The sequence below is a fragment of the bacterium genome (assembly GCA_018814885.1).
GTDB lineage: Bacteria > Krumholzibacteriota > Krumholzibacteriia > LZORAL124-64-63 > LZORAL124-64-63 > JAHIYU01.
The window spans coordinates 1-26,127 of sequence record JAHIYU010000136.1 but is presented as its reverse complement, the minus strand read 5'-3'; the positions used below and the strand labels follow the sequence as shown (position 1 = coordinate 26,127).

Annotated in this window: 22 protein-coding genes; 7 read left to right on the top strand and 15 right to left on the bottom strand. The window is 66.6% G+C overall.

Going from position 1 to position 26,127, the window contains the following annotated elements; genetic code table 11:
- The 6 genes from KJ554_09760 to KJ554_09735 all read right to left on the bottom strand — a co-directional run.
- Positions 1-293 (bottom strand): ABC transporter substrate-binding protein (locus tag KJ554_09760; GenBank protein MBU0742621.1); only part of this gene is annotated, 293 nt, incomplete at its 3' end.
- Positions 294-305: 12 nt separating this feature from the next.
- Complete coding sequence (locus tag KJ554_09755) at positions 306-3,032, bottom strand: hypothetical protein (GenBank protein ID MBU0742620.1); 2,727 nt, start codon at positions 3,030-3,032, stop codon at positions 306-308.
- Between the two features lie 20 nt (positions 3,033-3,052).
- Positions 3,053-3,736, bottom strand: coding sequence for a hypothetical protein (locus tag KJ554_09750; GenBank protein ID MBU0742619.1), 684 nt, complete (start codon positions 3,734-3,736; stop codon positions 3,053-3,055).
- A gap of 111 nt (positions 3,737-3,847) precedes the next feature.
- Complete coding sequence (locus KJ554_09745) at positions 3,848-5,740, bottom strand: sulfatase-like hydrolase/transferase (GenBank protein ID MBU0742618.1); 1,893 nt, start codon at positions 5,738-5,740, stop codon at positions 3,848-3,850.
- Between the two features lie 137 nt (positions 5,741-5,877).
- Positions 5,878-6,882: a type I glyceraldehyde-3-phosphate dehydrogenase gene (gene gap, locus KJ554_09740; GenBank protein MBU0742617.1), complete on the bottom strand. Its 1,005-nt coding sequence runs from the start codon at positions 6,880-6,882 to the stop codon at positions 5,878-5,880.
- Positions 6,879-7,904 (bottom strand): glyceraldehyde-3-phosphate dehydrogenase, encoded by a 1,026-nt coding sequence (locus KJ554_09735; GenBank protein MBU0742616.1) that lies wholly within the window; start codon positions 7,902-7,904, stop codon positions 6,879-6,881. Before KJ554_09735 ends, gap begins: the two co-directional genes overlap by 4 nt.
- A gap of 192 nt (positions 7,905-8,096) precedes the next feature.
- Here KJ554_09735 and KJ554_09730 point away from each other — a divergent pair, with 192 nt between their 5' ends.
- Together KJ554_09730 and KJ554_09725 are read left to right on the top strand one after the other, a co-directional pair.
- Complete coding sequence (locus KJ554_09730) at positions 8,097-8,333, top strand: zinc ribbon domain-containing protein (protein MBU0742615.1); 237 nt, start codon at positions 8,097-8,099, stop codon at positions 8,331-8,333.
- A 56-nt stretch (positions 8,334-8,389) separates the two neighbouring features.
- Positions 8,390-10,060: a nucleoside kinase gene (locus KJ554_09725; GenBank protein MBU0742614.1), complete on the top strand. Its 1,671-nt coding sequence runs from the start codon at positions 8,390-8,392 to the stop codon at positions 10,058-10,060.
- Here the strand turns inward: KJ554_09725 and KJ554_09720 are convergent.
- A complete protein-coding gene (locus tag KJ554_09720; protein MBU0742613.1) occupies positions 10,057-10,530 on the bottom strand; it encodes an ACT domain-containing protein in 474 nt (157 codons plus the stop codon). The two genes, KJ554_09725 and KJ554_09720, sit on opposite strands and share 4 nt — an antisense overlap.
- Positions 10,531-10,696: 166 nt before the next feature.
- Between KJ554_09720 and elbB the strand changes: the two genes are divergently transcribed.
- The 5 genes from elbB to KJ554_09695 all read left to right on the top strand — a co-directional run bounded on the left by elbB (position 10,697) and on the right by KJ554_09695 (position 14,891).
- A complete protein-coding gene (gene elbB / locus KJ554_09715; protein MBU0742612.1) occupies positions 10,697-11,350 on the top strand; it encodes an isoprenoid biosynthesis glyoxalase ElbB in 654 nt (217 codons plus the stop codon).
- A gap of 33 nt (positions 11,351-11,383) precedes the next feature.
- Positions 11,384-12,586: a ParA family protein gene (locus KJ554_09710; protein MBU0742611.1), complete on the top strand. Its 1,203-nt coding sequence runs from the start codon at positions 11,384-11,386 to the stop codon at positions 12,584-12,586.
- Between the two features lie 188 nt (positions 12,587-12,774).
- Positions 12,775-13,947, top strand: a complete 1,173-nt coding sequence (locus KJ554_09705; protein MBU0742610.1) for a zinc-binding dehydrogenase — start codon at positions 12,775-12,777, stop codon at positions 13,945-13,947.
- Positions 13,948-14,033: 86 nt separating this feature from the next.
- A complete protein-coding gene (locus KJ554_09700) occupies positions 14,034-14,213 on the top strand; it encodes an Rdx family protein (protein ID MBU0742609.1) in 180 nt (59 codons plus the stop codon).
- The gene (locus tag KJ554_09695; protein ID MBU0742608.1) at positions 14,214-14,891 is read left to right on the top strand and encodes an HAD family hydrolase; all 678 of its coding nucleotides are present in this window, start codon (positions 14,214-14,216) and stop codon (positions 14,889-14,891) included. It begins immediately after the preceding gene.
- Here the strand turns inward: KJ554_09695 and KJ554_09690 are convergent.
- From KJ554_09690 to KJ554_09655, 8 genes are all read right to left on the bottom strand, one after another.
- Entirely contained in the window at positions 14,888-15,427 is a 540-nt protein-coding gene (locus KJ554_09690; protein MBU0742607.1) for a hypothetical protein, read from the bottom strand. The genes KJ554_09695 and KJ554_09690 overlap by 4 nt on opposite strands.
- A 74-nt stretch (positions 15,428-15,501) precedes the next feature.
- On the bottom strand, positions 15,502-17,403 hold the full coding sequence (locus KJ554_09685; protein MBU0742606.1) for an ABC transporter ATP-binding protein/permease: 1,902 nt from the start codon (positions 17,401-17,403) through the stop codon (positions 15,502-15,504).
- Between the two features lie 91 nt (positions 17,404-17,494).
- Positions 17,495-18,259: a hypothetical protein gene (locus KJ554_09680; protein ID MBU0742605.1), complete on the bottom strand. Its 765-nt coding sequence runs from the start codon at positions 18,257-18,259 to the stop codon at positions 17,495-17,497.
- Positions 18,260-18,268: 9 nt separating this feature from the next.
- The gene (locus tag KJ554_09675) at positions 18,269-18,799 is read right to left on the bottom strand and encodes a hypothetical protein (protein MBU0742604.1); all 531 of its coding nucleotides are present in this window, start codon (positions 18,797-18,799) and stop codon (positions 18,269-18,271) included.
- Positions 18,800-18,849: 50 nt separating this feature from the next.
- On the bottom strand, positions 18,850-20,961 hold the full coding sequence (locus KJ554_09670) for a copper-translocating P-type ATPase (GenBank protein ID MBU0742603.1): 2,112 nt from the start codon (positions 20,959-20,961) through the stop codon (positions 18,850-18,852).
- A gap of 193 nt (positions 20,962-21,154) precedes the next feature.
- Positions 21,155-21,982: a YHS domain-containing protein gene (locus KJ554_09665; GenBank protein ID MBU0742602.1), complete on the bottom strand. Its 828-nt coding sequence runs from the start codon at positions 21,980-21,982 to the stop codon at positions 21,155-21,157.
- Positions 21,983-22,011: 29 nt separating this feature from the next.
- Positions 22,012-25,806 (bottom strand): efflux RND transporter permease subunit, encoded by a 3,795-nt coding sequence (locus KJ554_09660; GenBank protein MBU0742601.1) that lies wholly within the window; start codon positions 25,804-25,806, stop codon positions 22,012-22,014.
- 5 nt (positions 25,807-25,811) lie between these two features.
- A partial coding sequence (locus KJ554_09655; GenBank protein MBU0742600.1) for a DUF3347 domain-containing protein occupies positions 25,812-26,127 on the bottom strand: 316 nt, incomplete at its 5' end.

The window sequence follows — 26,127 nt, the reverse complement described above, 5'->3', positions numbered from 1 at the left end:
TCGACCACCACCAGATCGGGCCGCAGCGCCACGACGGCTTCGAGATTGGGATCCACGTGGCCGCCGATGCGCGGCAGGTCGCGGACCTCGGCGGGATGGCGGCACCAGTCGGTGACGCCGACCACGCGCTCGCCCACGCCCAGGGCGAAGAGCAGTTCCGTGATGCTCGGCGCCATGGAGACAATACGCGCGGGGGCATGCTCGCGCGACGGGGTTCCGGTAGACGCGGCCGCCGCGATCTGGGGGGCGATCGCGGCGGCCAGGACCAGACAGATGATCGCGAGACGGCGCATGACGCTCCTAGCCTAGCGAACCAGAGACATCGCCTTCACCTCGACGCCCCGGGACGTACGCAGGCGGGCGAAATAGGCGCCGGACGCGACGGCGCGACCGCGCTCGTCTTGCCCGTGCCAGGCCGCCTCGTGATCGCCGGCCGGCAGCTCGCCCCGCAGCAGGGTGCGCACCAGGCGTCCCGCGGCGTCGTAGACCGACAGTTCGATCTCCTCCCCCCGCGGCAGGGAGAAGGGTATCACCGTGCGCGGGTTGAAGGGATTCGGCCGGATGGACAGCAGGCGCGGCCTGTCCGGCGTCCCGCCGTCGCCGACGGCGGTCGGCGGAGAGTAGGGCTCGCCGAAGAAACCGTCCAGGATGGTCTGCACGTCGGCGCGCAGGGCGGCGTGGTTCATGCGGTAGGGCCGTCCGCAGATCAACACGAGGCGCCCGCCGTCCTCGCGATGCGTGCCGCCGGCCACGGGCACGGTATAGGCACCGGCGCCGCGGTCGCCGCCGAAACCGACGGTGTCCAGGAACAGCGGCGTCGTGCGGGCCGGCAGCCCCGTGGGCCAGAACACGTCGATCCAGTTCTGGGTGCCGGTCAGCGGGATGTCGATCAGGTCGGGATGGACCGAGACGCAGTTGCCCAGCGACGCGCCGGTCTCCGCCCAGGAGATCCCCGTGTAGGCGTCGAGGTCGCCGGCCGTGAAGTCGCTCATCATGCGGCCGAGCAGCAGCAGGTTGCCGCCCGATTCCAGGTACTCGATGATCGGCGTGTCCTGCCAGTCGTTCAGGTCGCCGTTGTAGTTGTTGCCCACCCAGACCACGGCCGAATGGCTCGCGAGCAACGCGCCGGGCACGGGGCCGTGTCCGGCCGGCGCGGGCAGGGCGGCGGGATAGCCGCCGGCCGGTTCGTTGAAGGTGTCCCAGAACGTGATGTCGTGGTCGCCCCAGAAGATGCTGTCGGCGTATGCGCCGGTGATCTCCGCGCCGTAGGTGCTCCAGTCGACGCCGTTGACCACCAGCAGGCCGGCGTCGAAGCTCGGTTCGGGATAGGCGGTCTCGGTGCGCTTGAGGATCCAGCCGTCGGGGTCGAGCAGCACCGACTGGGGGGCGCCGGGCACGGTCAGACCGTAGGTCTCGAGCGCCAGGCTGTTCTGCACGGTGAAATCGTAGACGCCCTGGTCGGTCGTCACGCGCAGGACGATCGGCATGGTGAACAGGCCCGCGCCCGTCTGGATCTGCTCAATGGTGACCGACACCTCGCCGGGCGCGGTCGTCCAGCCGTAGAGGTAGGTCGGCAGGTACTCGCCGTAGATCCACTGCTGGAAGAAGGCGTCCAGCTCGAGACCGCTCGCCGCCTCCATGATGTCGCGGAACTGCTCGGTGGTGGCGGTGCCGTAGCCGAGCTGGGCGCGGTAGTCCGCCAGGCCCGCGAAGAAGTCGGTGTCGCCCATCACGCCGCGCAGCATGTGCACGATCCACGAGCCCTTGTTGTAGCTCAGGTTGCTGTCGAAGATCCCCCAGAAATCGCTGAGATCCTCCACGATGACGGTGCCGGGGCCGTAGTAGGCGGCGGCGTCCATGTAGGCCCGGTAGGTGCCGACGCCCGCGGTCTGCTCCTTCCAGTAGGCCTCGCACCAGGTCGCGAATCCCTCGTTGAGCCAGATGTGGTGGAAATCGGCGCAGGTGATCATGTCGCCCCACCACTGGTGCGACAGCTCGTGGCTGATCAGGTCCTCGGACCAGCCGCCGAGACTGGTGAGGGTCTGATGTTCCATGCCGCCGCCCCAGACGAACTCGGCGTGGCCGTACTTCTCGTCCACGAAGGGATACTCGCCGAAGCCCTGGGCGAAGGTCTCGATCATGGGCACGGTCAGGCCGTAGGTGGCCTGCACGGAGCTGTAGTGGCTGGCGTAGACGTAGTACTGCACCTCCATGGGGTCGCCCCCGCCCAGGGGCGTGTACCAGTGCGAGAAGGTGGTGTACGGGTGGATCGCCAGCGACACCAGGTAGGTCACGATCGGGTAGTCGGAGTGCCAGTGGAAGGTGCGGGTGGCGCCGTTGTCGACGTTCGAGACGAGCCGTCCGTTGCTGGCCACGATCAGGTTGTCGGGCACGGTCACGCGGATGTCCACCGAATCGGCCTTGTCGATGTTCAGGTCCTTGCAGGGCCACCACTCGCGCGCCCCGAAGGGTTCGCTGAGGGTCCAGATCATGTCCTGGCCGTCGGCCGAATCCCAGCCGAAGTAGTCGCCGCTGGGATCGCCGCTGTAGAAGACGGTGACCGAAACCGTCTCGCCGGTGACGAAGGCGCGGCTGAGCGAGACGGTCACCAGGTCCCCGGCGCGCACCCAGTTCGCCGGCGCTCCCCCGGCGATGACCGAGGTGATGCTCATGTGCGCGGCGAGATCCAGGTCGATCTCGGCGAGCGAGGTGCCGGTCACGAGGGCCGTGGTGGTTACGACGCCCGTCAGGATGTCCGGACCGGGGTCCAGGTCCAGATCCAGGTCGTAGTGGATCACGTCGTAGAGATCCTGGTTGGCCGTGCGCTGCTGGACCGCCTTGGCCAGCCCCGCGTGCAGGGCGGCCTTGCGCTCGGCCTCGGCGCGGCGGTGGGGGAAGGGCTCGTCGCCGGGATCGTCGGCGGGCTGCGGCGGAGCCGCCAGGGCCGCGAACGTCCCGAGGAACGTCGCGAGCAGGCCCACGGTCAGGAACGGGACGAAGCGGTGCCGGCACGGCGCGCGAAGAACAGGCATCGGGAAACTCCCTGAAGGTGTCAACGGTAGAGTGATTTGACCTCGCCCCAGCTAGAGGCGTCGGTTCCGATGGGCTCGTAGCAGCATTCGCTCTCGGCCCACATGGTCAGTTCATCGAAGAAACCGATGTCCGAGATCAGGTCGAACCAGCCGCCGCCCCAGTCGTTGTAGCTGGTGCACGGCTCGGCGGCGCCGCCGCCGACGATGTTGACCCGGTCCGCGGTCCCGCCGATGAAGTCCACGGTGATGAAGTAGGGCTCGTCCAGCGACGCGCAGGGGAAATCGCAGGGGATCGAGATCTGGTAGTACCCGAACAATGCGATGTAGTCGATGATGTGGACGGGCGAGAAGGCCAGCGTGGCTCCCGGCTGCCAGCAGCTGCCGTTCCAGTCGGCTTCCAGCAGGCGCGAGACGACCCTGAGATCGGCGCTGGCGTCGAGGCCCAGCATCATGTTGACAGAGCGGATGGTGAAGCCGATATCGCACTCGCAGGGCTCGATCTGGGGCGAGATCAGGCGGGCGTACGTCTCGTCGCCCCCCCACCAGCCCTCGTAGGCCGTGGCGGTGGTCTGGTTGCCGTAGGCGCAGATGAACCTGGCTTCCGCTTCGAAGCCGTCCAGGGGCCGGGGCTGCGGATCTTCGTGGGCGGCGGTTGCGGCCGCGGCAGCGAGCAATATCGCGATCACGGGAAGCAGGATCCTCACATTTGTCCTCCGCGGTGTTTCGACGCTGGGTTAGGCCCAATTATACCACAACTGGCGTGATCGCGCTTCCCCGGTGATCGGCGCGGGGCAGCCGGAGGCGGCGGGGACCGCTCACGGCCCGTCCGCGGCCAGCAGCGGCGCGCCGTCTCCGGCCGCGCCGTAGAAGCGGTTCATCTCCTCCATGACCACCCTCAGCAGACCGGTGGGCGGCGGCGACGCCTTCCGGTTCACATCGTGCAGCTTGTACTTGCGGGTGTACATGGGGAAGATCTCGTAGACGTCGTCCTCGATGACGAAGGCGTGATTAAAGTAGCTGCCGATGACTAACGGGCGCACCGTGTCTTCGCCCGTGAAGAGGTTGCGGCCGTTGGTGTAGAGAGAGTCGTCGGTCGTGCAGCCGAAGATTTCCTGCAGCAGCGTGCCGGGCAGATCGATGTGGCACGTCCGGCGCTCGATCCGGCGCGGCTCGCGCCCCGGCAGGTGGAGGATCAGCGGCACCCGGATCTGGTACTGGGTATAGCTGCTGCCGTGGCCCCAGGAATTGGACCGGTTGTCGTTGAAGGCCTCGCCGTGATCGGTGGTCAGGACGATCACGGTGTCGTCCAGCTCTCCCCTGGCCTCGAGACGGTCCAGGATGTCGCCGAGGAGCGCGTCCACGTAGTGCACGGCGTTGCAGTAGTCGTTCAGGTAGGGCCCGGGGTCCGTCTTCTCGTTCACGAAGCCCATCTTCATGTTCCGCGAGGGCTGGAAGATCCGGTGCTCTTCAGGATAGCAGTAATTGAAATGGCTCGACTTGTAGAAGATGAAGCAGAAGTACGGATTCCCCTGGTCGGACTGCTCATCCATGAAGGCGATCGCCTGCTCGTTCATCGTCGCATCGAAGTCCTGGACGGTACGGCCGCCGAAATCCTCGGTGATCGTCATGCCCCGGAAGATCGTGTCCGCGATCTTGTGGCGCCGGAACTTCGACCGGGCGAAGATGCCGAAGGTGTAGTCGTTCGCCACGAGCGCATCGATCAGCACGGGGTTGTCGATCGAGGTGGCGTTGGCCTTGACCGCCGGCCAGTATGTGGGATGCAGCCCGTAGAACAGGCTGAAGATGCCGCAGGTGGTCTGGTTGCCGGAGCTGAGATGCCGGGTGAAGACCTGCGACCGGCGCGCCAGGGCCGCCATGCGGGGAGAGACGGTCTCGTCCATCACGTCGAAGCGCCAGCTTTCGAGCAGGATGAAGAGGAAATTGGGCGGTGCGCCGCCCGGCGGCGCCGCGTACGCGACCTCCCCCAGCGGATAGTGCAGGGACCTGTGGGCGGACTCACCCTCGGCCGCCGCCGGCGCGTCCTCGCCGATGGGCAGCAGGTCCCCGTACTTGACGGCGTTGCGGTGCGAGGTGAAAGGCACGTAGAGCGGGAAATGCGGCGTGAGGCTGGTGACCCGGCTGTCGTTGCGCTCGTAGGCGGCGATGTGCATGACCTGGCTGACGGCGAAGGCCGCGACCAGCAGCGCCGTCGCCGCCGCGGCCAGGCGGATCCCCGGCCTGATCCGGCGCGCGAGCAGGTGGATCCCGACCTCGAGCGCCACCACGGCGGCGAACCCGGCCAGGGCCGTGTAGAGTGTCGACTCGGGCAACCCCAGGCCCTCGTAGTCCTCGATGATGTAGTCGAGCCAGAACAGGTCGATGTGGAACTTGACCAGGTCGTAGACGAAGGTGTCCAGCAGCAGGTAGAAGACGAAGACGGCGATGAGCGCTCCGTTGACGAAAGCAGCGAGCCGGCCCGCGGCGATGAGCAGCAGGTGCACGAGGGTGGTGACGAGAAGCATCGGCAGCATGTAGTAGCCGGCCATGACGCAGACCGCGTAGAGTCCCGTCAGGCCGGTGAAATCCACGCCCTCGAGGTTGCGCGCCATGATCGCGCAGACAACCGGCACGTTCAACACGACGATCATCAGCAGCCGGCGGTACCTGCCCCGGAACGATCTGAAGAGGCTTGCACTCCAGTCCCTCAAGCGACGGTTCCTTTCCGAGCCGCGATCCTGTCGACGATCAGAGCCCGCCCGGATTGATCATCTCCCCCGATCGCGACAAGAGCGGGAAAGCGCAGGAGAGACCGGTGCGGTCTCTCCTGCGGTCGGCCGGATTGCGGTCAGGAACCCATGGCGTCCATCTTCGCCAGCAGATCCACCACGCGGTTGGAATAGCCCCACTCGTTGTCGTACCAGGACAGCGTCTTGAGCATGTTGCCCTCGACGACGCTGGTGTACTCGCTGTCGAAGATCGACGAATGGGGATCGCCGACGATGTCGCTGGAGACCAGGTGGGCCTGGGAGTACTTCAGGATGGAACGCAGCCGGTCGCTGTTGGCGTGGTCGCGCACGGCCTCGCGCACCTGATCTGGCGTCACGTCGTTGGACATGATCGTCACGAGGTCCACGACCGAACCGTCGGGCACGGGCACGCGCATGGCCATGCCGTCGAGCTTGCCCTTCAGGTTGGGCAGCACCTTGCCCACCGCACGGGCCGCACCGGTGGTCGTGGGAATCGTGTTTTCCGCGGCCGCCCGCGAGCGGCGCCAGTCCGAATGGGGCACGTCCGCCAGGCGCTGGTCGTTGGTGTAGGCGTGGACGGTGGTCATCAGCCCGTACTCGATGCCGAACTCCTTGTCCAGCACATAGGCCAGGGGCGCCAGGCAGTTGGTGGTGCAGGAGGCGTTGGAGACGATCTCGTGCTCGGGCTTGAGATCCTCCTCGTTGACGCCCATGACGATGGTCGCATCGATCTCGTCCTTGGCGGGCACGGTCAGCAGTACCTTCTTGGCGCCGGCCTCGATATGCCGATGGATCTCGTCCCTCTTGCGGAAGCGCCCGGTGGCCTCGACCACGAAGTCGACACCCATCTTGCCCCACTCCAGCTTGGTGGGATCGGGGATCTCGGTCATCTTCACCCGCTGGTGGCGGGTGACCATGACGTCGCCCTCCATCTCCGCCATGCCCCTGAACGGGCCCATGACGGTATCGTGCCGCAGCAGGTAGGCGAGGGCCTCGGAATCCGCGAGATCGTTGATGGCCACGACCTCGACGCCCTCCTTGCTGTTCAGCAGCCGGAAGACCGCGCGTCCGATGCGTCCGAATCCGTTAATGCCGACTCTCATGACATGACCTCCCGGGAGCGGATCAGACCGGCCATCTTGCGGGCGGTATCCAGCAATCTGTAGGCATAGGCCCAGCCGTTGTCGTACCAGATGATGCTCTTGATCAGACCGTTGTTCAGCGAGATGGTGGCCTGCGCGTCGAGCACGCCAGAACAGGGATTGCCGATGATGTCGCTCGAGACGATCGGCTCGTCGGTGTATCCCAGCAGGCCGTTGTACTTGCCCGCGGCGGCCTCGGCGAAGATGGCGTTGTACTCCGCGGCGGTCAGGGGCTTCTCCAGTTCCACCACGAGATCGATGTTGGAGCCCGCCGGCACCGGCACGTTGAGCGCCATGCCGCTGATCTTGCCCTTCAGCTCGGGCATCAGGTCCATCACGGCGCCCGCCGCCCAGCTGGTGTTGGGAATGATGTTCTGGGCCGCCGAGCGGCTCCAGCGCAGATTGCCGCTGGCGCTGTCGCTGAGCTGCTGGTCGCTGGTGTAGGCGTGCACGGTGGTCATGGCGGCGCGGCGCACGCCGACCTTCTCGTTCAGCACCTTCAGGGTCAACGCCAGCGCGTGGCAGCTGCTGCTGCCGTTGGAGATGATGCGGTCGTCGGATGTCAGGTCGCCGTCGTTGACGCCGTTGATGACCATGCGGTCGATCTCGCCGAGCGGCGGCGTCGACAGGATCACGGCCTTGGCACCGGATTCGAGGTGCTTCTGCAGCTGCTGCCTCGTGCGGAACATGCCGGTCGCCTCGATCACGATCTCGACGCCGAGCACGTCCCAGGGTATGTCGCCGGGGCGCGAGCCGTGCACCACGCGGGTGCATTGCCGCTCGGACATCAGGTAGTGACCCTTCTGCTCCAGTTCGCCCTCGAACACGCCCTCAACGGTGGTGTTCTTGAGCAGGTAGGCGAGCGTCTCCACGTCTGCGATGTCGCTGACGGCAGCGAACGTCAAGTCGGGTTCGTTGTGTCCGATCCGGAACATGTTCCGGCCCAGCCTGCCGAAACCCATTATTCCTAGCTTGACTGACATGAGAGCCTTCCTTTGGTCTGAGTTCTCTCCGTGCGGGGGGAGTATAGGGTCGGTGCGCCGGATAGACAACTCACCAACGAAAATTTCATGCGGCCCGCGGCTGCGGCCGGCCGAAACCGGGGTTGCAGCGTCGGGCATCATCGACCATATTGTCAAGCCGCCTGTCATTCACATCTTTTCCCGGGAAACGCCATGCCGACATACGAATACGAATGCACCAAGTGCGGCCACGGCTTCGAGCTCCTCCAGTCGATCCACGACCGGCCGCGCCGCAGATGTCCCCTCTGCCGCGGCAAGGTGGAGAAGCTGATCAGCGGCGGCATCGGCATCTCCTTCAAGGGAGCGGGGTTCTACGCCACGGACTCGCGGCGGACCGTCGAGAAGGAGAAGAAGGAGAAGAAGGCGACGGATACGAACGCGGATGCGTAGACAGTCCCCGGGACAACAGCTAAGATCGCCGTCAACCGGTCTGCAGGAGGATGCGCATGAACGACGGCACGGTCGACGTCACCATAGAGGGGCGCAAGGTCTTCACGATACCCGGCTCTCCCCTCAGCGAAGTGCTGGCCAACCACGGCCTCGCTGCGGACGGCAACGGCGATCCCGTGGTGATCGGCGTCGTCAACGGACAGCGCACGAGTCTCCACGAACCGCTCTGGGGCGGCGAGAACGTGGGCCTGATGCATCTCTCACACCCCAAGAGCCATTCGACCACCGAGCGCACCCTGTGCTCGGTGCTCGCCATGGCGTGCGACGAGATGTTTCCCGACAATTCACTGTTCATCGATTTTTCCTACGGCGGCGGCATGTTCTGCCGCCTGCGACGCGGCACCAAGGTCACGGCGGCGGAACTGGCGGGCGTGGAGGACCGCATGCGCGCGATCATCGAGCGGGATCTGGTCTTCACGCCGCGCATGTACGGCCAGCGGACGCTGATCAGGATGCTACGGGATTCAACGCGCGAATACAGTCGGCTCGCGGCGCGCCACGTGCTGTCCGGTTCGGCCACCTTCAACCGCGTCGAGGGCAGCCGGCTGCTCTTCCAGAACCTTCACCTGCCCTCGACCGGCATGCTCAAGTCCTTCGCCCTGCAACTGGAGCCGCCCGGTTTCGTGTTGCTGCCCGGCCTGGCGGGGGATCCGTCCACTCCGACCGCGTATCTCCCCCAGCCCAAGCTGTTCGACACCATGCTCGACTACTCGCGCTGGACCGAGCACCAGGGCATCGCCGATCTGGGATCGATCAACCAGCTCGTGGAGCAGGCCCGCACCAAGCGGCTCATCAGCATCTGCGAGACGCGCCACGAGCAGGCGCTCGTGGCGATCGCCGGCCGCGTCGCGGAGCTGTCCGCACAAGGACGGCTCGTACTGATCGCCGGACCATCGAGCAGCGGCAAGACGACCTTCGCCAAGCGGCTGGCTCTCCATTTGCGCGTGATGCGCCTGAAACCCTTCGCCCTGTCCCTGGACAACTATTTCGTGGACCGCCGGCACACGCCGCGCGACGAGGGCGGCAATCTCGACTACGAGACCCTGGAGGCGCTCAGGCTCGAGCTGCTGAACGAGCACCTGTCCGCCCTGCTGGCCGGCCGGGAGGTCCGCCTGCCGCGCTACGATTTCTCCACCGGCACCTCCACGCTGCAGAGCGAACCGACGCGGTTGGAGCCGGGAGCGCCCCTGATCGTGGAGGGGATCCACGCCCTCAACCCGGCGATGGCCGAAGGCGTGGACCGGCGGCAATGCCTGCGCGTCTACGTCTCCGCCCTCTGCCACGCAAACATAGACGATATCACCTACATGCCGACACGCCTGACCCGGCTCTACCGCCGTATCGTTCGCGACGCCCAGTTCCGCGGCTATACGGCCGGCGTCACCCTCCAGCGCTGGCGGAGCGTGCGCGAGGGGGAGCACAAGCACATCTTTCCCTACCAGCAGAACGCCGACGTCTTCTTCAACACGGGGCTGGCCTACGAACTGGGAGTGCTGAAGATGTGGGCGCAGCCGCGGCTGGCCGCGGTGCCCCCCGAGGATCCGGCCTACGGGAGCGCCAGGGCCCTGCTGGACTTCCTGGCCCTACACCTGCCGATAGACGCCCGGCTCGTGCCGCCCACGTCCCTGTTGCGGGAATTCATCGGCGGCAGCAGTTTCAGCTATTAGGGCAGCAGGAAAGTGTCGCGGATCTGCCGGCGCGCCTTTTCGAGGTCGCCCTGATCGATGACGCAGGAGACCGTGGAGACCGAAGTGCTGATGGCATAGATGTCTATGCCGGCCTCGGCCAGGGCGTCGAATATGAGACCGGCGATCGAAGGCCGCTCGCTGAAGTGCGGACCGTAGATGGAGAAGAAGCAGCAGTTGCGCTGGACCTCTATGCGCTCCGCCTCGATCTCCTCCTTGATGGACTGCAGCAGACCCAGGGACTGGTCCAGGGCGTCCTTGCCCACGGCCAGGGTCATGTTCTCGCGGTTGTTGACGTCGGAGGAGGAGACGATGCAGAGCACGTTGATGCCGTGCTTGCCCAGCGTGGAGAGGGTCAAGCCCGCCACGCCCGGTCCCCTGCGGACGCCGAGCACCCTGATCAGCACCAGGTTGGTGGTTTCGAGCATTCCGCCGATGGCGACCTTGGACATCTCATCTCCCCCGGACAGGCGGCGACTGAGGACCTGCCAAATCTAATACCCATCCCCACCGGGCCAAGTAATAATCTGGCCGTGCAAGGAAAGCGCCGACCAGGGTTGACATTCCGGCCAACCGGCACCACAATCCGCATCTGGCCTTACAGGGGGGTATCCGAAAATGTCTCGCATAGCTGTGATTTTGAGCGGGTGTGGCGTGTTCGACGGCTCCGAGATCCACGAGGCCACCGCCACCCTGCTGGCGCTGGACAGGGCCGGCGCCGACGTGACGATCGCCGCTCCCACCGGCGCCCAGATGCACGTCGTCGACCATCAGGCCGGCGAGCCCGTCGCGGGCGAGACGCGAGACATCCGGATCGAGTCGGCCCGCATCGCGCGCGGGCCGGTGGCGGACGTAGCCGACCTGGACGCGCGCGACTTCGACGCCGTCATCCTGCCCGGCGGTTTCGGGGCGGCGAAGAACCTCTGCACCTTCGCGACGTCCGGAGCCGACTGTACCGTCAACGGAGCGGTCGCCGCCTTCATCGCCGACATGCACGCCAAGGGCAAGGTCGTCGGGGCGATGTGCATCGCGCCCGCGCTGGTCGCGAAGGTCCTGGGCGGGCATGTCAAGCTCACGATCGGTTCGGACCCCGGAACAGCGGCGGCCCTGGAAGCCGCCGGCGCCACTCACGTCACGGCCGACGTCGACGAGATCGTGGTGGACGAGGCGAACCGCGTCGTGAGCACTCCGGCATACATGCTGGCCGGCCGCATCTCGGAGGTTTTCGACGGAGTCGAGAAACTGGTCAAGAAGGTCATCGATCTCTGCTGAGGCCGCACCAGAACTGCAACCCGAAGGAGCACCATGCAGGACCCTCATCACGACGACGCCCATGCCGCACACGACGCCGGCCTCAACGCCTGGAGCCTCCCCTGCGCCCACGTGATCAGCCTGGTCAGCCAGAAGGGCGGCGTGGGCAAGACCACCTCGGCCGTCAATCTGGGCGCCTGTTTCGCCCTGAGCGGACACCGTACGCTCGTGCTCGGCACCGACCCGTCCTGCGGCGTGTCGCGCAGCCTGGGCTACGGCCCGCAGGAGCTGCGCGGCGGCTTGCGCGAGGTCATCATCTCCGGCATGCCCCTGACCCAGGTGATGCACCCCACCGACCTCGGGAACCTGCACCTGGTGGCGCCCGACGCCTGGACCCTGGCCGAGGAGGAGCAGTACAAGGACCTCATGACGCATCAGGCCGAGGCCTTCGCCGCGGCCGTCCATGAAGCCCGCGCCGAATTCGACACCATCCTCATCGACTGCCCTCCCGGCTTCGGACCCGAGACCCGCGCCTCGCTGCTCGCCACGGACAGCTATCTCGTACCCGTGCAGGCCGAGGAGCTGTGCCGCGACACCCTGGCCCGCCTGATGAACTTCATCGAGGATTACCGGCAGGCCCACCGGCTAGGGCTCTCCCTGGAAGGGCTGTTCATGACCATGACGGACCACCGCACGCGCATGAGCCGCCAGGTGGCGACGAGACTCGACACCGACTACGACGGTCACCTCTTCGACTGCTCCATACCGCGCAACACGCGTCTGACCGAAATGGCGCTCCATGGCAAGCCGACCGTCATCCACGACCGGCTCTCCAGCGGCAGCCGCGCCTACTTCGACCTGATGGACGAGATCATCCTGCGCCACCTGGACCTGCAGGACAGCGCGGAGAAGGTCGACCCCGCAACCGTCGTCAATTCGCCCGCAAGGCCCTTCAAGAAGCCCGGCACGGCGGAGCGCAGCACCCAGTGCGGTTCTTCCGTCCATCCCGGCGGGCTGGCGCGGCTGATGAGCGAACTCGCGTCGAAAGCTGACGGCAGCGATGAGGCCGCCGGCGAACCCGCCGCGGGCGAATACCTCTTCGTGGAGACCGAGGATAACGAGTCCGGCAGTCGCGGCAACGGCGAACCGGACATGGTCTCGCTGGACGACCTGCTCGACGAGGAGGAGCGGCGCGACGCCGACGATACCGAGAGCGGCTGGGGATTCGGGGACGACTATTACGAAACCATCAATTGACGGCCGAGGCGGCGGAACGCGCGGGGACGCGGTCCGAGCCCCTCCCCCGGCCCGTCCCGGCCGTCCGCCTGCCGGGATGTGAGGCCGGCAAGGCGGTTGCCCGCCCCTGTCCGCCGTTGTACCTTTGGAGCGGCGGCGCCGGCCCGTCCGTCGGCGCATGTCACCACTCGCCTTCCGGAGGTCGAAGGTTGCCCCGCACCATGCAAGCCCTCGTATACGACAAGTCGGCGATGCCCTGGGACAAGACCGAAGGTTTCGCGAAACGCGAGATGCCGCGTCCCGTCCTGGACGAAGCCGCCGACCCCGCCGACGGCGGCAATGTCGTGGTGAAAATGATCTACGCGGGCTTTTGCGGCAGCGACCGCGGCATCTGGCACCGCACGGCCTTCAAGGGGCACATCTTCGAGAGCCTCAAGCGCGAGAGGCGCACCACGCGCATCATCGGCCACGAGCTGGTCGGCGAGATCGTCGAGGTCGGCTCGCGCGTGCCGGCGCTCTACGGTTACCGCCCCAAGGACATCGTCTCGAGCGAGTCGCACATCATCTGCGGCACCTGTCACCAGTGCCGGATCGGCCAGACCCACATCTGTGCCAACGACACCATCATCGGCATCAGCCGCGACGGCTGCTTCGCCGAGTACATCAAGCTGCCGGCGAAGGTCCTGTGGCCCACCAACAAGCGGCTCATCAAGCTGAAGGTCGCCGCCATCCAGGAGCCCTTCGGCAACGCCGTCCACGCCTGCATGAAGGCCGACCTGCGCGGCAAGACCGTGGGTGTCTTCGGCTGCGGCACCATCGGCCTGTTCGTCATCATGGTGGCCAAGGCCCTGGGGGCGACCAAGGTGGTCGGCGTCGAGCCCGTGGCCAAGAACCGCGAGATGGCGCTGAAGGTCGGGGCCGACGCGGTGATTCCCCTGGAACCGTCCGGCACCGCGAAGCACGGCTGGGCGGCGGACAAGGACGTGGTGAAGGCGGTGCGCGCCGAGGCCCGCGGCATCGGCGTCGACGTGGCCCTGGAGATGGCCGGCTTCAACAACAGCGTCAACAACGCCATCCAGTCGACCCGGCGCGGCGGCGAAGTGGTGCTCTTCGGGCTCAAGCAGGGCAACTTCCACATCCAGCAGTTCGACCGCCTGATCGTCAACGGCATCACCCTGCACAGCGTGATCGGCCGGCGCATCTTCGAGACCTGGGTCGTCACGCGCAACCTGTTGGAGGACAAGGCCAACGGCATCCAGAAGCGCATCCACGAGGTGATCCTGGACGGCGGCGACGATACCGTCGTGCACATAGACGATTTCGCACCCGGCACGTTCGCGGCCAAGCTGGCCGCCTGGCCCAAGCTGTTGATCGAATTCTGAGCCGGATCAGGCATGAATGATCCGGGTCGAGGAGGCGCCCCATGAAGGTGACCATCGAATACTGCAAGGTTTGAAACTACGACCCCATCGCCGCCAGTCTGGCGGCGGAACTCGGGGACGAGTTCGATGCCGACGTCGAGCTGATCCCCTCGGGCGGCGGCGTCTTCGAGGTCACGGTCGATGGCGACCTGGTCTATTCCAAGAAGAGCACCGGACGCCACGCCGAACCCGGCGAGGTCGCCGGCCTGATCCGGGAGTGCTCCTGAGTGGCTCTCTCGACCATCCTTTTCGACATGGACGGCACCCTGCTGGATAGCCGCACCGCCGTGGTGGACGCCGTCGCCGACGGGCTCGCCGGCGCCTACCGGCACCACGGCCTGCCCCCCGCCGAACCCGACCGCAAGCTCTTCGCCGCCTGCATGGGCCTGCCCTCGGACGCGTACTTCGCCCGGGCCTTCGACCCCGAAACGGTGCCGCGCGACCGGCGCGGCGCGTTCGCCCGCACCTTCGGCCGCCTGACCGCCGCGGCGGAGGTCGCCGCGATCCGCGACGGCCGGACCGCCCTTTACCCCGGGGCCGCCGAAACCCTCGCCTTCCTGTCGGAGCGCCATCGTTTGCTGCTCTTTTCCAACGCCGGCGCGGTGTATTTCCGCGCGGTGATCGCGGGGCACGGCCTCGAGAGGGTCTTCGCCGACGCACTGTGCCTCGAAGAGGCGCTGTCGCGCCGCCTGGCGAGCGACAAGGCCGACATGATCGTGGCCATGGTGGAGAATCCCGGACGGGCAGTGGTGGTGGGCGACCGGGCCGGCGACATCGAGGCCGGGCACGCCGTCGGCGCGCGCACCGTCGGCTGCCGTTACGGCTTCGGCTCCCCCGAGGAACTGCAGGCCGCCGATTGGATCATCGACGGCCTGCCCGAGCTGATGGCGCTGCCCCTGGCCTAATGCCTTTCCCGGCGCCGCTCCTTCTTGAGCTCCTTCTTCAACTCCCGCATTTCCTCGCGTAGGGCGTCGAGCTCGTTCTCCAGCTCTTCCATCCCCGCGGCGGCCCGGAAGCGGTGGTGAGAGTCCACGAAGTCGATCTCGCCCAGAGCGGCGACGGCCTCCGAGACGCCTTCGATGATGGCGTCGATGTCCACGATGACCTCGCCGTCGTCGGCCGCCATGCGCAGGAAGTTCTCGTCGCCATCGAAGTGGATGTCCAGCTCGATGTCCTCGAACGCCTCCTCGAACTCGGCGAAGGCCTCCGAGATGGTATCCTCTATCTCGACGAGATCGATCTCGAAGATCTCCTCGCCGGTGTCGCTGTTGACCATGCGGATGTTGTCGTCGTCACTGAAGTGGCAGACGTAGGTCTCGCCCTCGTCGGTGATGAGCGTGATCGTGCGTCCGTCCCCGTCGCCGGCCTGGGCGGGAACGCCGAGCAGCAGCGTGAGAAGCGGCGCCCCCAGGACGGCCAGGAATCTGTTGCGCTTCGGCATGGCAGGACCTCCGGCTGCGGTGATGCGTGTGGTGCGTGACTACGCAGCCGGCGGGTCGAAGGTTGCAACCCGGGTCAGGTGCGGAACTGCAGGTCGTGCAGCGTGCGATAAGGCCCGGCCGTATCGGCCAGCAGGGCCTCGTGATCGCCGATCTGCACGATGCGCCCCGCCTGCATCACATAGATGCGGTCCACGTGCTGGATCGTCGACAGGCGGTGGGCGATGACGATGGTGGTGCGGTCGCGCACCAGACGGTCGATGGCCTCCTGTACGAGCTTCTCGCTCTCGGTGTCCAGGGCGCTGGTGGCCTCGTCGAGGATCAGCACCGGCGGGTTCTTCAGGATGGCGCGGGCGATGGACAGGCGCTGCCGCTGGCCGCCCGAGAGCTTCAGGCCGCGGTCGCCGATCAGGGTGTCGTAACCATCGGGCATGGCGACGATGAAGTCGTGGGCGTTGGCGGCGCGCGCGGCGGCGACCATCTCGTCGATGCCCACGTCCGGCAGGCCGTAGGCTATATTGTTGCGCACGGTGTCGTTGAAGAGGATCACCTCCTGGGTGACCAGGCCCACGGCGCCGCGCAACGAAGCGAGCGTGAGGTCGCGCAGGTCGTGCCCGTCGAGCAGCACCTGCCCCTCGGTGGGATCGTAGAAGCGCGGGATCAGATCGACCAGCGTGGACTTGCCCGCCCCGCTCGCGCCGACCAGGGCCACCACCTCCCCCGGCTCCACCTTCAGGTCCACGCCCTTCAGAACGGGTGCGCCGTCCCGGTAGGAGAAGCGCACGCCGCGCAGCTCGATATCGCCACGCACGTCGGTCAAGGCCGCCGCACGCGCATTCTCGAGGATCTCGACGGGATGATCCAGCACCGCGAAGACACGCTCGGCGGCCGCCAGGCCCTCCTGGATGGCGTTGTTGACCTGGCTAAGCTCCTTGATGGGCCTGCCGAGCGAGAAGACGAAGAAGAGGAAGAGGATGAAGAGATGCGGCGGCAGCTCGCCGCCGCCGAGCACCTGGCGTCCGCCGTACCACAGGACGAACAGGCCCACCAGCACCGACAGCTGTTCGGTCAGCGGCGACGACAGGCGCTGCATGCGCGCGATCTTGAACAGGTCCTTGAACAGGCGTTGCGACTCGGCGCGGAAACGCGCGTTCTCCCGCCCCTCGCTGGTGAACGCCTTCACCACCCGGATGCCGGAGATGGTCTCCTGCAGACGCGTGGTGATGTTCGCCATCTTCTCCTGCTGCCGGTGGCTGTACTTGCGCAGCTTCTTGCCGATGCGGACGATGATCAGCATGCTCAGCGGCAGCACGAGCATGGCCAGCAGGGTCAGGCGCCAGCTCAGCAGCAGCGCCATCGCCAGGTACATCACGATCATGACCGGATCGCGCGCCAGGTTGGTGAAGCTGACGTTCACGCTGCGGTTGACCACCAGCACGTCGTTGGTGGCCCGGCTGATCAGCTCGCCGGCCCGGTGGTTGTGGTAGAAGGACAGGGGCAGGCTGGTGAACTTCTCGAAGAGCCGATTGCGCAGATCGCGGATGAAGCTGTGCTGGACGTAGTCGGTGCAGACGGTCTGCAGGTAGCCGGAAAGGTTCTTCACGAGGTTCAGGATGAAGAACACCAGCACGATCACCCAGAGGGTTTCCATCTTGGTGTCGCGGTGCAGCCAGGCTTTGAGCCGGGCCATGAGGTCGTCGCGCAGTCCCGTCACCGAGAACGACCGCTGTAAATCGTCTGCCCGCGTGACGGCGTCGGCGACGCCCAGGGTGTCGGGCACGACGATCGCGTGCGAACCGGCGGCCCCGGTCACGGCTATATCCGCCGTCTCGGGCGTGAACAGCGCCTCGAGGAACGGGGCGATCATCACGATGCTGAAGCCGCTCAACAGGGAGAAGACGACCATGAAGAACATGGACAGCAGGATGAACGTCAGGTACGGCCTCACCAGCCTCAGGACGCGCAGATAGGTGTTCATGGGCCCAACAGTAGCCGGATTACGCGTGGCGTCAATACCGACTGCGTCCGCCATCTTCTTGTGCCGCGCCGGGCGGCGCGACTGGCCCGGGTCAGAACCTCACCGAGACGACGGTGGCCAGTCCCTCCGCGGGGCTCACCTCAGTCAGCCCGCGGGAGTAGAGCAGACTAGTCGACAGATCGTGCGACCAGACTATGCCGAAACCGCCCGACCATTCCAGGTACGCCGGTTCCTCCCGACGCGCCGGCGTCGAGGCTGAGAAGCTGAAAACAGGGAACGCCGTGGCGCCGAACCGGTGATAGCTGAGAGACACCGAACCGCTGAACAGCCCTTCGTAATCTACGCCCAACGGTTCACCGAGCTTCAGGATCCCCGCCTCGGCGAGGACGTACAGCTCGCGGTAGCGGTTCGAGGTGAGGAGGCTGGCGCCCCAGTCGCTCTTGCCGCTGCCCGTCTGGGCATAGTCGTCCTGCAGCGGCAGCTTGCCCCGCAGCCTTACCCAGCCCCGGCTCCGCGACCTCCAGCTGCGCTCGTCCCCCCAGACCCGGCGTCCGACCGTGACGTACAGGGCGCCGAATCCGGAACCGCTCGTCCCGGGACTGTCACTGACCGTTTCACGCCACGACAGCCAGCTGACGCTGCCGCGCAGGTCCCAGTCCCGGCCCCGCCAGGAGAGGGCGGAATAGGAGATCAGAAAACTGCCTGCGAAGTCGCTCTGTTCCTGGCGCAGCCACCGAACCGTCTGCGTGGCGGTGGGCGGCGCCGCCGTCGCCGCGACGGCGAATCCGGCGACGACGGCCGCGAGCAGGACCGCACGGGCGGCCCTCGTACCTCGCATGTTACGGAATGGGTTCATGCCGTCGCCTCAGTGCTGGTGGTCCGTTTGCGCGTCGCCGTGCTCACCGCTGCCGCCCATCTGCTGGAGCGCCCGCATCATGCCCTGCCCGGCGCGGAACATCTGGTCCATGTTCCCCATCATCTCCTGCATCCGCTCCGACATGGCCTCGTCGGACATGTCTCCGTCGTTATCCATGTAGTTCCGCATGTGCGAAAGCATGGAATCCATCAGCGGCATCATGTCCTCCATGTCGTGGGCCACGTCTTGCACCATGGACATGTGCTCGCCCGGATGGCCGGCCATCTGGTCACCCGTCATGCCCTCCATCCGCTCGTGGGCGCTATGCATCTCCTGCATCATCTCGGACATGTGCTCCATCACCGTGTTCATCTGCTCCATCATCTCCTCGGAATGCAGGCCGGACATGTGCCCGTCCATCTGTCCACCGCCGTGGCCCTGGCCGCCCTGCATGTGGTCGTGATGCTGTGCGAGAGCCGGCGCCTGGGCTAAGGCCATGACTGAGACGGCGGCGATCAACGTGATTATCGTTCTGAACATCTCTTGCTCCTTTTCATTGTCGGACGGCGTCCGACCGGGTGAGGTCTCCGTCAAGACGACGAGATCCGCGCGGCGCGCAAGCGCAGCGCGTTGCCGATGACGGAAACGGAACTCAGACTCATGGCGGCTGCGGCGATCACCGGGCTCAGGAGTATGCCCCAGAGCGGGTAGAGCAAGCCGGCGGCGACAGGGACACCGAGCATGTTGTAGGCGAAGGCGAAAAACAGGTTTTGCCTGATGTTGGTCATCGTACGTCTGGAGATCGCGCGCGCCCGCACGATGCCGCCGAGATCGCCGCGCAGCAGGGTGACCCCGGCGCTCTCGATGGCTACGTCGGTACCGGAACCCATGGCGATGCCGATATCGGCCTGGGCGAGCGCAGGGGCGTCGTTGATCCCGTCGCCCGCCATCGCTACGACACGCTGCGCTCCCTGATGGGATCTGATGACGGCGGCCTTGTCGCCCGGCAGGACTCCCGAGATCACCTCGTCGATGCCGAGTTCGTCGGCGACGGCGCGAGCGGTCGCTTCGTCGTCTCCCGTCAGCATGATGAGACGCATGCCCTCCCGCCTGAGCTCATCGATCGCCTGTCGCGAGGTCGACTTGATCCTGTCCGCCACGCCGAGCAGACCCGCGTACCGGTTCTCGACGGCTACAAACAGGATTGTCTGACCGGTCTTACGCAGCGCGGCGACCTGCTCCTGGTGATGGGGAACGTCAACGCCGAGGGATTCCATCATTTTGAGGTTGCCGGCACTCACGAGCCGGCCGCCGACCTTGCCCGTCACTCCCTTGCCGGTCTCAGAGTTGAACTCTTCCGGTCTATCGAGGTCGAGCCCCTTCTCGCGGGCGGCGGTCACGACCGCTGCAGCAAGGGGATGTTCACTGGCGGACTCCAGGCTCCCTACCAGGCGCAACAGTTCATCCGACGCAAGAGATCCCGCGGGGCGGATCGTTGATACGAAGGGACTCCCCTCGGTCAACGTCCCGGTCTTGTCGACCAGTAGGGTATCGACGCTGCGGAGTGTTTCCAGGGCTGCCGCGTCCTTGAACAGGACCCCCATGGTCGCCGCCCGACCCGTGGCGACCATGATGGAGATGGGCGTGGCTATCCCGAGGGCGCACGGGCAGGCGATGATCAGAACCGCGACGGCGTTGATCAGTGCATGGGTCATCCTCGGCTCGGGCCCGATGAGTCCCCAGACCGCGAACGTGATCGCGGAGACGGCTATGACGACGGGCACGAACACGCCGGCGACCTTGTCCGCCGTTCGCTGGATGGGTGCCCGGCTTCGCTGCGCGTCGGACACCATCCGGACGATCTGCGCCAGCATCGTATCGGCGCCCACCTTGGTCGCGCGGACGGTCAACGATCCCGTGCCGTTGATCGTTGCCCCGACGACCGTGTCGCCGGTCCTCTTGGCCTTGGGCATGGGTTCGCCCGTGATCATCGACTCGTCGACGGCGCTGCTCCCCTCGAGCACGATGCCGTCCACCGGAACCTTCTCGCCGGGGCGGACGAGCAGCACGTCTCCCACTACGACCTCGTCTAGCCGGACCTCCATATCGCCTCCATCTTCGTCGAGACGCCAGGCCGTCTTGGCCGCCAGACCCAGGAGAGCGCGGATGGCGGCACCTGTCCTGCGCCGCGCCTTGAGTTCGAGGACCTGTCCGAGCAGGATCAGGGTCACGATCACGGCGGCCGCTTCGAAATAGACGCCTACGAGACCGTCGGCACCGCGGGACGAGGGCGGGAACAGGCCTGGCGCAAAGGCGGCCACGACGCTGTAGAGAAAAGCGACGCTCACTCCGAGGCCGATCAGGGTGTACATGTTGAGGCTCCGCGCGCGTACGGATCGCCACGCGCGACGATAGAACGTCAGGGCGCTCCACAGGCAGACCGGCGCAGCAAGGCCGAACTCCAGACGAGTCCGCCAAGCATGTGGGATCCGTCCGGCGGCATCCAGGCCCGGGATCATCTCGGACATGGCGAGGATGAGCAGCGGGACCGTCAGTGCCACAGCGAATACAAGCCGCCGACGCATCGCGCGAAACTCGGCCTCCTCCTGTTCGTCGCTTTCTGGTGCTGGGAACGTATGCTCGAGGGCCATGCCGCAAACGGGACACGCGCCAGGAGAGGATCGCAGGACTTCCGGGTGCATCGGACAGGTCCAGCCATCACCGGCGGGTATCACCGGCTCCGAGGTCGATATCCGGGCATCCACTACCTTCAGATGTTGCTTGCTACCGGGTTTTCCGCGCATCGCACTTCGTCTCCTGCGTCTCAAAATTGGTGGGACCTGGCACCGTGATCAGGGGATGGGAGATGGACCTCCGGTGCCGGAATCCCGGATCTCAGAACAGAATCAGGTAGTCGTCGCCGAAGACGAGTTTCCCGCCGAGATGGCCCGCGTACGCCGTCACGAATGTGGCCGCGACCAGCAGTGCCAGGTAGACCGGACGCCGCCCCCGCCGAGCCGGGGCGTTCCAGCGATGCCCGGCCAGGCACGCCGCCGTGATCAGGACGAATGCGGCGAGTCCGGCCAGACGATGAAACTGGAGCGTCGAGTCGGGTGCCTCGAACAACCCGTTCATCCCACCGGCCGCAAAGCCTAAGACGACAGCCACCAGGGCGCTGAGGGGCGCGATCACTCTGAGGAAGCGGGCCGCCCCAGCTGCCGTGGGCGACGGCTTGCGGCCGCCGACGATCTCGGCGAGAAGCAGTGCAAACACCAGGGCGATCGGAAAATGCACGGCGACAGGGTGGAGCGCTCCCGCCAGGGAGGTCTTCTCCCGGTGCGCCGCATGGTCGTGAACTTCATGCTCTCCCTCGCCTGCCGCCGTCGGCGCGGCATGCCCGTCGTGATCATGTCCGTCGGCAGGCAGGTTCGCCGCGTACCGCTCGGGGTCGGCGATGAACTTCTGCCGGCAACGCTGGCAGCAGAAGGCGAGCGAGCGACCCTCGTACTCGACGGTGATGGACTCGTCCACGGCTTCGCCCGGAGTGACCGGGCACGTCGTGTTGACGATCATCTCAGCATGCCGGTGGTCGTGCCCGTCCGTCTCTGCATACGCGGCCACCGCCAGAATAAATACGACTGCCAGGGCCAGCGAGCCGCCTCGAACCGTCCGGATCAGTCCGGATGCCGCCGGTCTCCCGAGTCCTCCTCGCGTACCCGACATGTCGTCCTCTCCCCTTCTTCGTTGCGGGCTCACGTTCCGGTCCAGCCCCGTTTGAGTTTCAGCTCCGCGTGCCCGCAGTAGAGCACCGGCACGACCAGGATGGTGAGCATGGCGACGGCCATGCCCCCGAAGGACGGGATGGCCATGGGGACCATGATGTCCGCCCCGCGTCCCGCCGAGGTCAGCACCGGCAGCAGGGCCAGGATCGTCGTCGCGATGGTCATCGTTGCCGGGCGGACGCGCCGGACCGCGCCCTCGATCGTCGCCCGCCGGATCTCGGCCGCGGACCGGAAGCGTCTGCCGGCGAAGGTCTGATCGAGGAAGGTCGCCATGACGACGCCGTCGTCGGACGCGATGCCGAACAGGGCGATGAAGCCCACCCAGATGGCCACGCTGAGGTTGATGGGGTGGATCTGGAACAGCGTGCGCATCTCCGTGCCGGCGAACGCGAAGTCCAGGAACCAGGGCTGCCCGTAGAGCCAGATCATCAGGAACCCGCCCGCCCAGGCCACGAAGATGCCGGAGAACACCATGCCGGTGGTGACGACCGAGCGGAACTGGAAGTAGAGGATCATGAAGATCACGAACAGGGCCAGAGGCAGCACCACCATCAGCTTCTTCTCGGAACGCACCTGGTTCTCGTAGCTGCCGGCGAAGGTGTAGCTGACCCCGGCGGGCAACGCGAACTCCCCGGCCTCCCGCGCGCGTTCCAGGTGCGCCCGCGCGGCCCGGACGACGTCGACCTCGGCGCTTCCCGGTTTCATGTCGAAGAGCACGTAGCCGACCAGGAACGTGTCCTCGCTCTTGATCACCTGTGGTCCGCGGACATAGCGGACCTCGGCGAGCTGGATCAGGGGAATCTGCGCGCCGCTCCGCGTGGGGACGAGAATCCGGCCGAGATCCTCGATGGTGTCCCGCAGTTCCCGGGCATAGCGCACCCGCACCGGATAGCGCTCCCGCCCCTCCACCGTCGTGGTGACCAGCCGTCCGCCGACGGCGACCTCGATGACGTCCTGGACCTTGCGGATCGTCAGCCCGTAGCGCGCGATGGCGCGGCGGTCGATGTCGATCTCCAGGTACGGCTTGCCCACGATCCGGTCGGCGATGACCGCGGCGGGTTCGATCGAGGGGACCTCCTTCAGGAGGCGCTCGATCTCCAGGCCGACCCGGTCGAGCGTCTCGAGGTCCGGCCCCTTGATCTTGACGCCCATGGGCGCCCGCATGCCGCTCTGGAGCATGACGATGCGCGCGGCGATGGGCTGCAGCTTGGGCGCCGAGGTCGTGCCGGGCAGCCTGGCGACGCGGACGATCTCGTCCCAGATGTCGTCCGGCGTGCGGATCTCGTCGCGCCACTGCCGGTAGGGACGCCCACGCCCGTCGGGGATCAGCTCGCCGGCCTCGTCCCGCACGTACGTATCGCGCCGCTTGTCGTACCGGAAGCGCAGTCGGTGGCCGTCCTTGTCGAGCTTGTACTCGGGAACGTAGTTGATCACCGTCTCCACCATGGAGATCGGCGCCGGGTCGAGGGGGGAATCGGCCCTGCCCAGCTTGCCGACGACCGACTCCACCTCGGGGATCTCCGCGATCGCCATGTCCAGCTTCTGCAGCACGTCCAGCGCCTCGCCGATCGACGCATGGGGCATGGTCGTCGGCATGTACAGGTAGGACCCCTCGTCCAGGGGCGGCATGAACTCCTTGCCGAGTCCCGGGAAAGCATGCTTCGGGCCCGACCACACCCGTCCGAGCAGCGTGTCGGCGCCGTCGTGCATGCCGGGCAGGAAGCCGAAGACCGAGGAGAAGCCCTGCCAGACGGACAGGCCGACCAGCACCAGGATGACCGGCAGCGCCAGGAACAGCAGCTTGTGATCCAGGCACCAGGTCAGCAGCCGCGGATAGAAACGCGTGAAGACGTGGAACAAGCAGAGCAATCCGCCCAGGGCGAGGGCGACGAACAGGACGTTCAACGGCAGCCCCTTGCCGGGCCCCAACGGCAGCCAGTGCCTGGTCAGCAACAGCCCGACCATCAGCACGGCGATGCCGTTCACGGCCAGCGGTCCGTGGCGCCGGAAACGCGCGGGGATCCGCTCCTGCCAGATCGTGTAGGCCCCCCAGAGCGCCATCGCCAGACCCACCCAGGGCGACAGCTTGATCGCGGCGGCCGCACCGACGACCACGAGCAGCAGCCCGGACAGCTTCCTGGCGAATCCGGTGCCGATCTTCCGGGAGAACAGGAGATGTGCGAAGGGGGGAATGACCGTCAGCGCCACGATGATCGACGCGACCAGGGCGAAGGTCTTGGTGTAGGCCAGGGGTTTGAACAGCTTCCCCTCGGCCGCCTGCATGGTGAAGACGGGCAGGAAGCTGATGATCGTCGTGGCGACGGCCGTCACCACGGCGCTGCCCACCTCTGACGAGGCGCGGAAGATGACCTCCAGCTTGTCGTCGTCCGGACCCGCCTCGTCCAGGCGCCTGAGGATGTTCTCGCACAGTATGACCCCCATGTCGACCATCGTGCCGATGGCGATGGCGATGCCGGAAAGCGCGACGATGTTCGCGTCGACGCGGAAGAGCTTCATGCCGATGAAGCTCATCAGCACCGCCAGGGGCAGCAGTCCGGCGATCAGCAGGCTGCTGCGCAGGTTCATGATCAGCACGATCACGACGATGATCGTGATGAGGATCTCCTCGGTCAGGGCGGTGTCCAGGGTGCCGAGGGTCTCGTAGATCAGACCGCTGCGGTCGTAGAACGGCACGATCGCGACCTGGCTGACGCGGCCGTCGGCCAGGGTCTTGCTGGGCAGGCCGGGCGAGATCTCCTCGATCTTCCGCTTGACGTTCTTGATCGCGGACAGCGGATTCTCGCCGTAGCGGACGACGACCACGCCGCCGACCGCCTCGGCGCCCTCCTTGTCCAGCGCGCCGCGCCGCAAGGCGGGCCCGAAGCCGACGTGGGCGATGTCCTTGATCGTGATCGGGATGCCGTCGTTGACCGCCACGACGCTGGACTCGATGTCGTCGAGACTCTTCAGGAAACCCAGGCCGCGGATCATGTACTCGGCGCTGTTGATCTCGATCGTCCGCGCGCCGACGTCGACGTTCGACTGGCGGACGGATTCGTAGACCTGGTCCAGCGCGATCCCGTAGGCCCACATGGCGTCGGGATCGACGTCGATCTGGTACTCGCGGACGAAGCCGCCGACCGAGGCGACCTCGGCGACCCCCTCGGCGGACAGCAGGCCGTACCGGACGTACCAGTCCTGGATGCTGCGCAGCTCGTCGAGATCCCAGTCACCGGTCGGATTCCCGTCCTCGTCGCGCCCCTCGAGGGTGTACCAGAAGACCTGGCCCAGCGCCGTGGCGTCCGGGCCGAGCCCCGGCTGCACGCCGGTCGGCAACGTGCTCGGCGGCAAGCTGTTGAGCTTTTCCAGGATCCGCGAGCGCGAATCGTAGAAATCCGCCCGCTCCTTGAAGATCACGTAGATGGTCGAGAAGCCGAAGAAGGAGTAGCTCCTGACGGTCTTGATGTCCGGCAGGCCGAGCAGCGCCACCGTCAGGGGATAGGTGATCTGGTCCTCCACGTCCTGGGGCGAGCGGCCCATCCACTCCGTGAAGACGATCTGCTGGTTCTCGCCGAGATCGGGAATGGCATCCACGGGGACGGGGTCGCGCGGCAGGCCGCCAAGCTCCCAGTCGAAGGGCGCGACCATGGCGCCGAAGGCGACCACGAACAGGACGAACAGGCCGACCACGAGCTTGTTCTCGAGGCAGAACCTCAGGATGCCGTCCAGCCGGCTCCCCGTGTGCTCGGTGCGCTTCGCGGACATGCCGGTCACCTCCCCTCGCCGTCGTCGGACGCCGTCAAGGAGTCGGTCTGGCTGCCGCAACGGAGCATCGCCGCGCCATAGTAGGGATTGGACGTGGTGGCGGCGCGCTGGATCCAGTCGGCGCCCTTGCTGCCGTACATCGGGCAGTGGAAGAGGCGCACGGGGCGGTCGTCGCGATATCCATAGCGCCGCAGGGCATCCCACACCTTGGCGGTGAGCGGTTGGAACACCGCTCGTCGTGCGGCGAGATCCCCGGCCGCGGCGACCGCCGCGAAGGCTCCGCGCAGCCGGCCGGCGTCCGCCATCCAGGCCGCGTGGGCC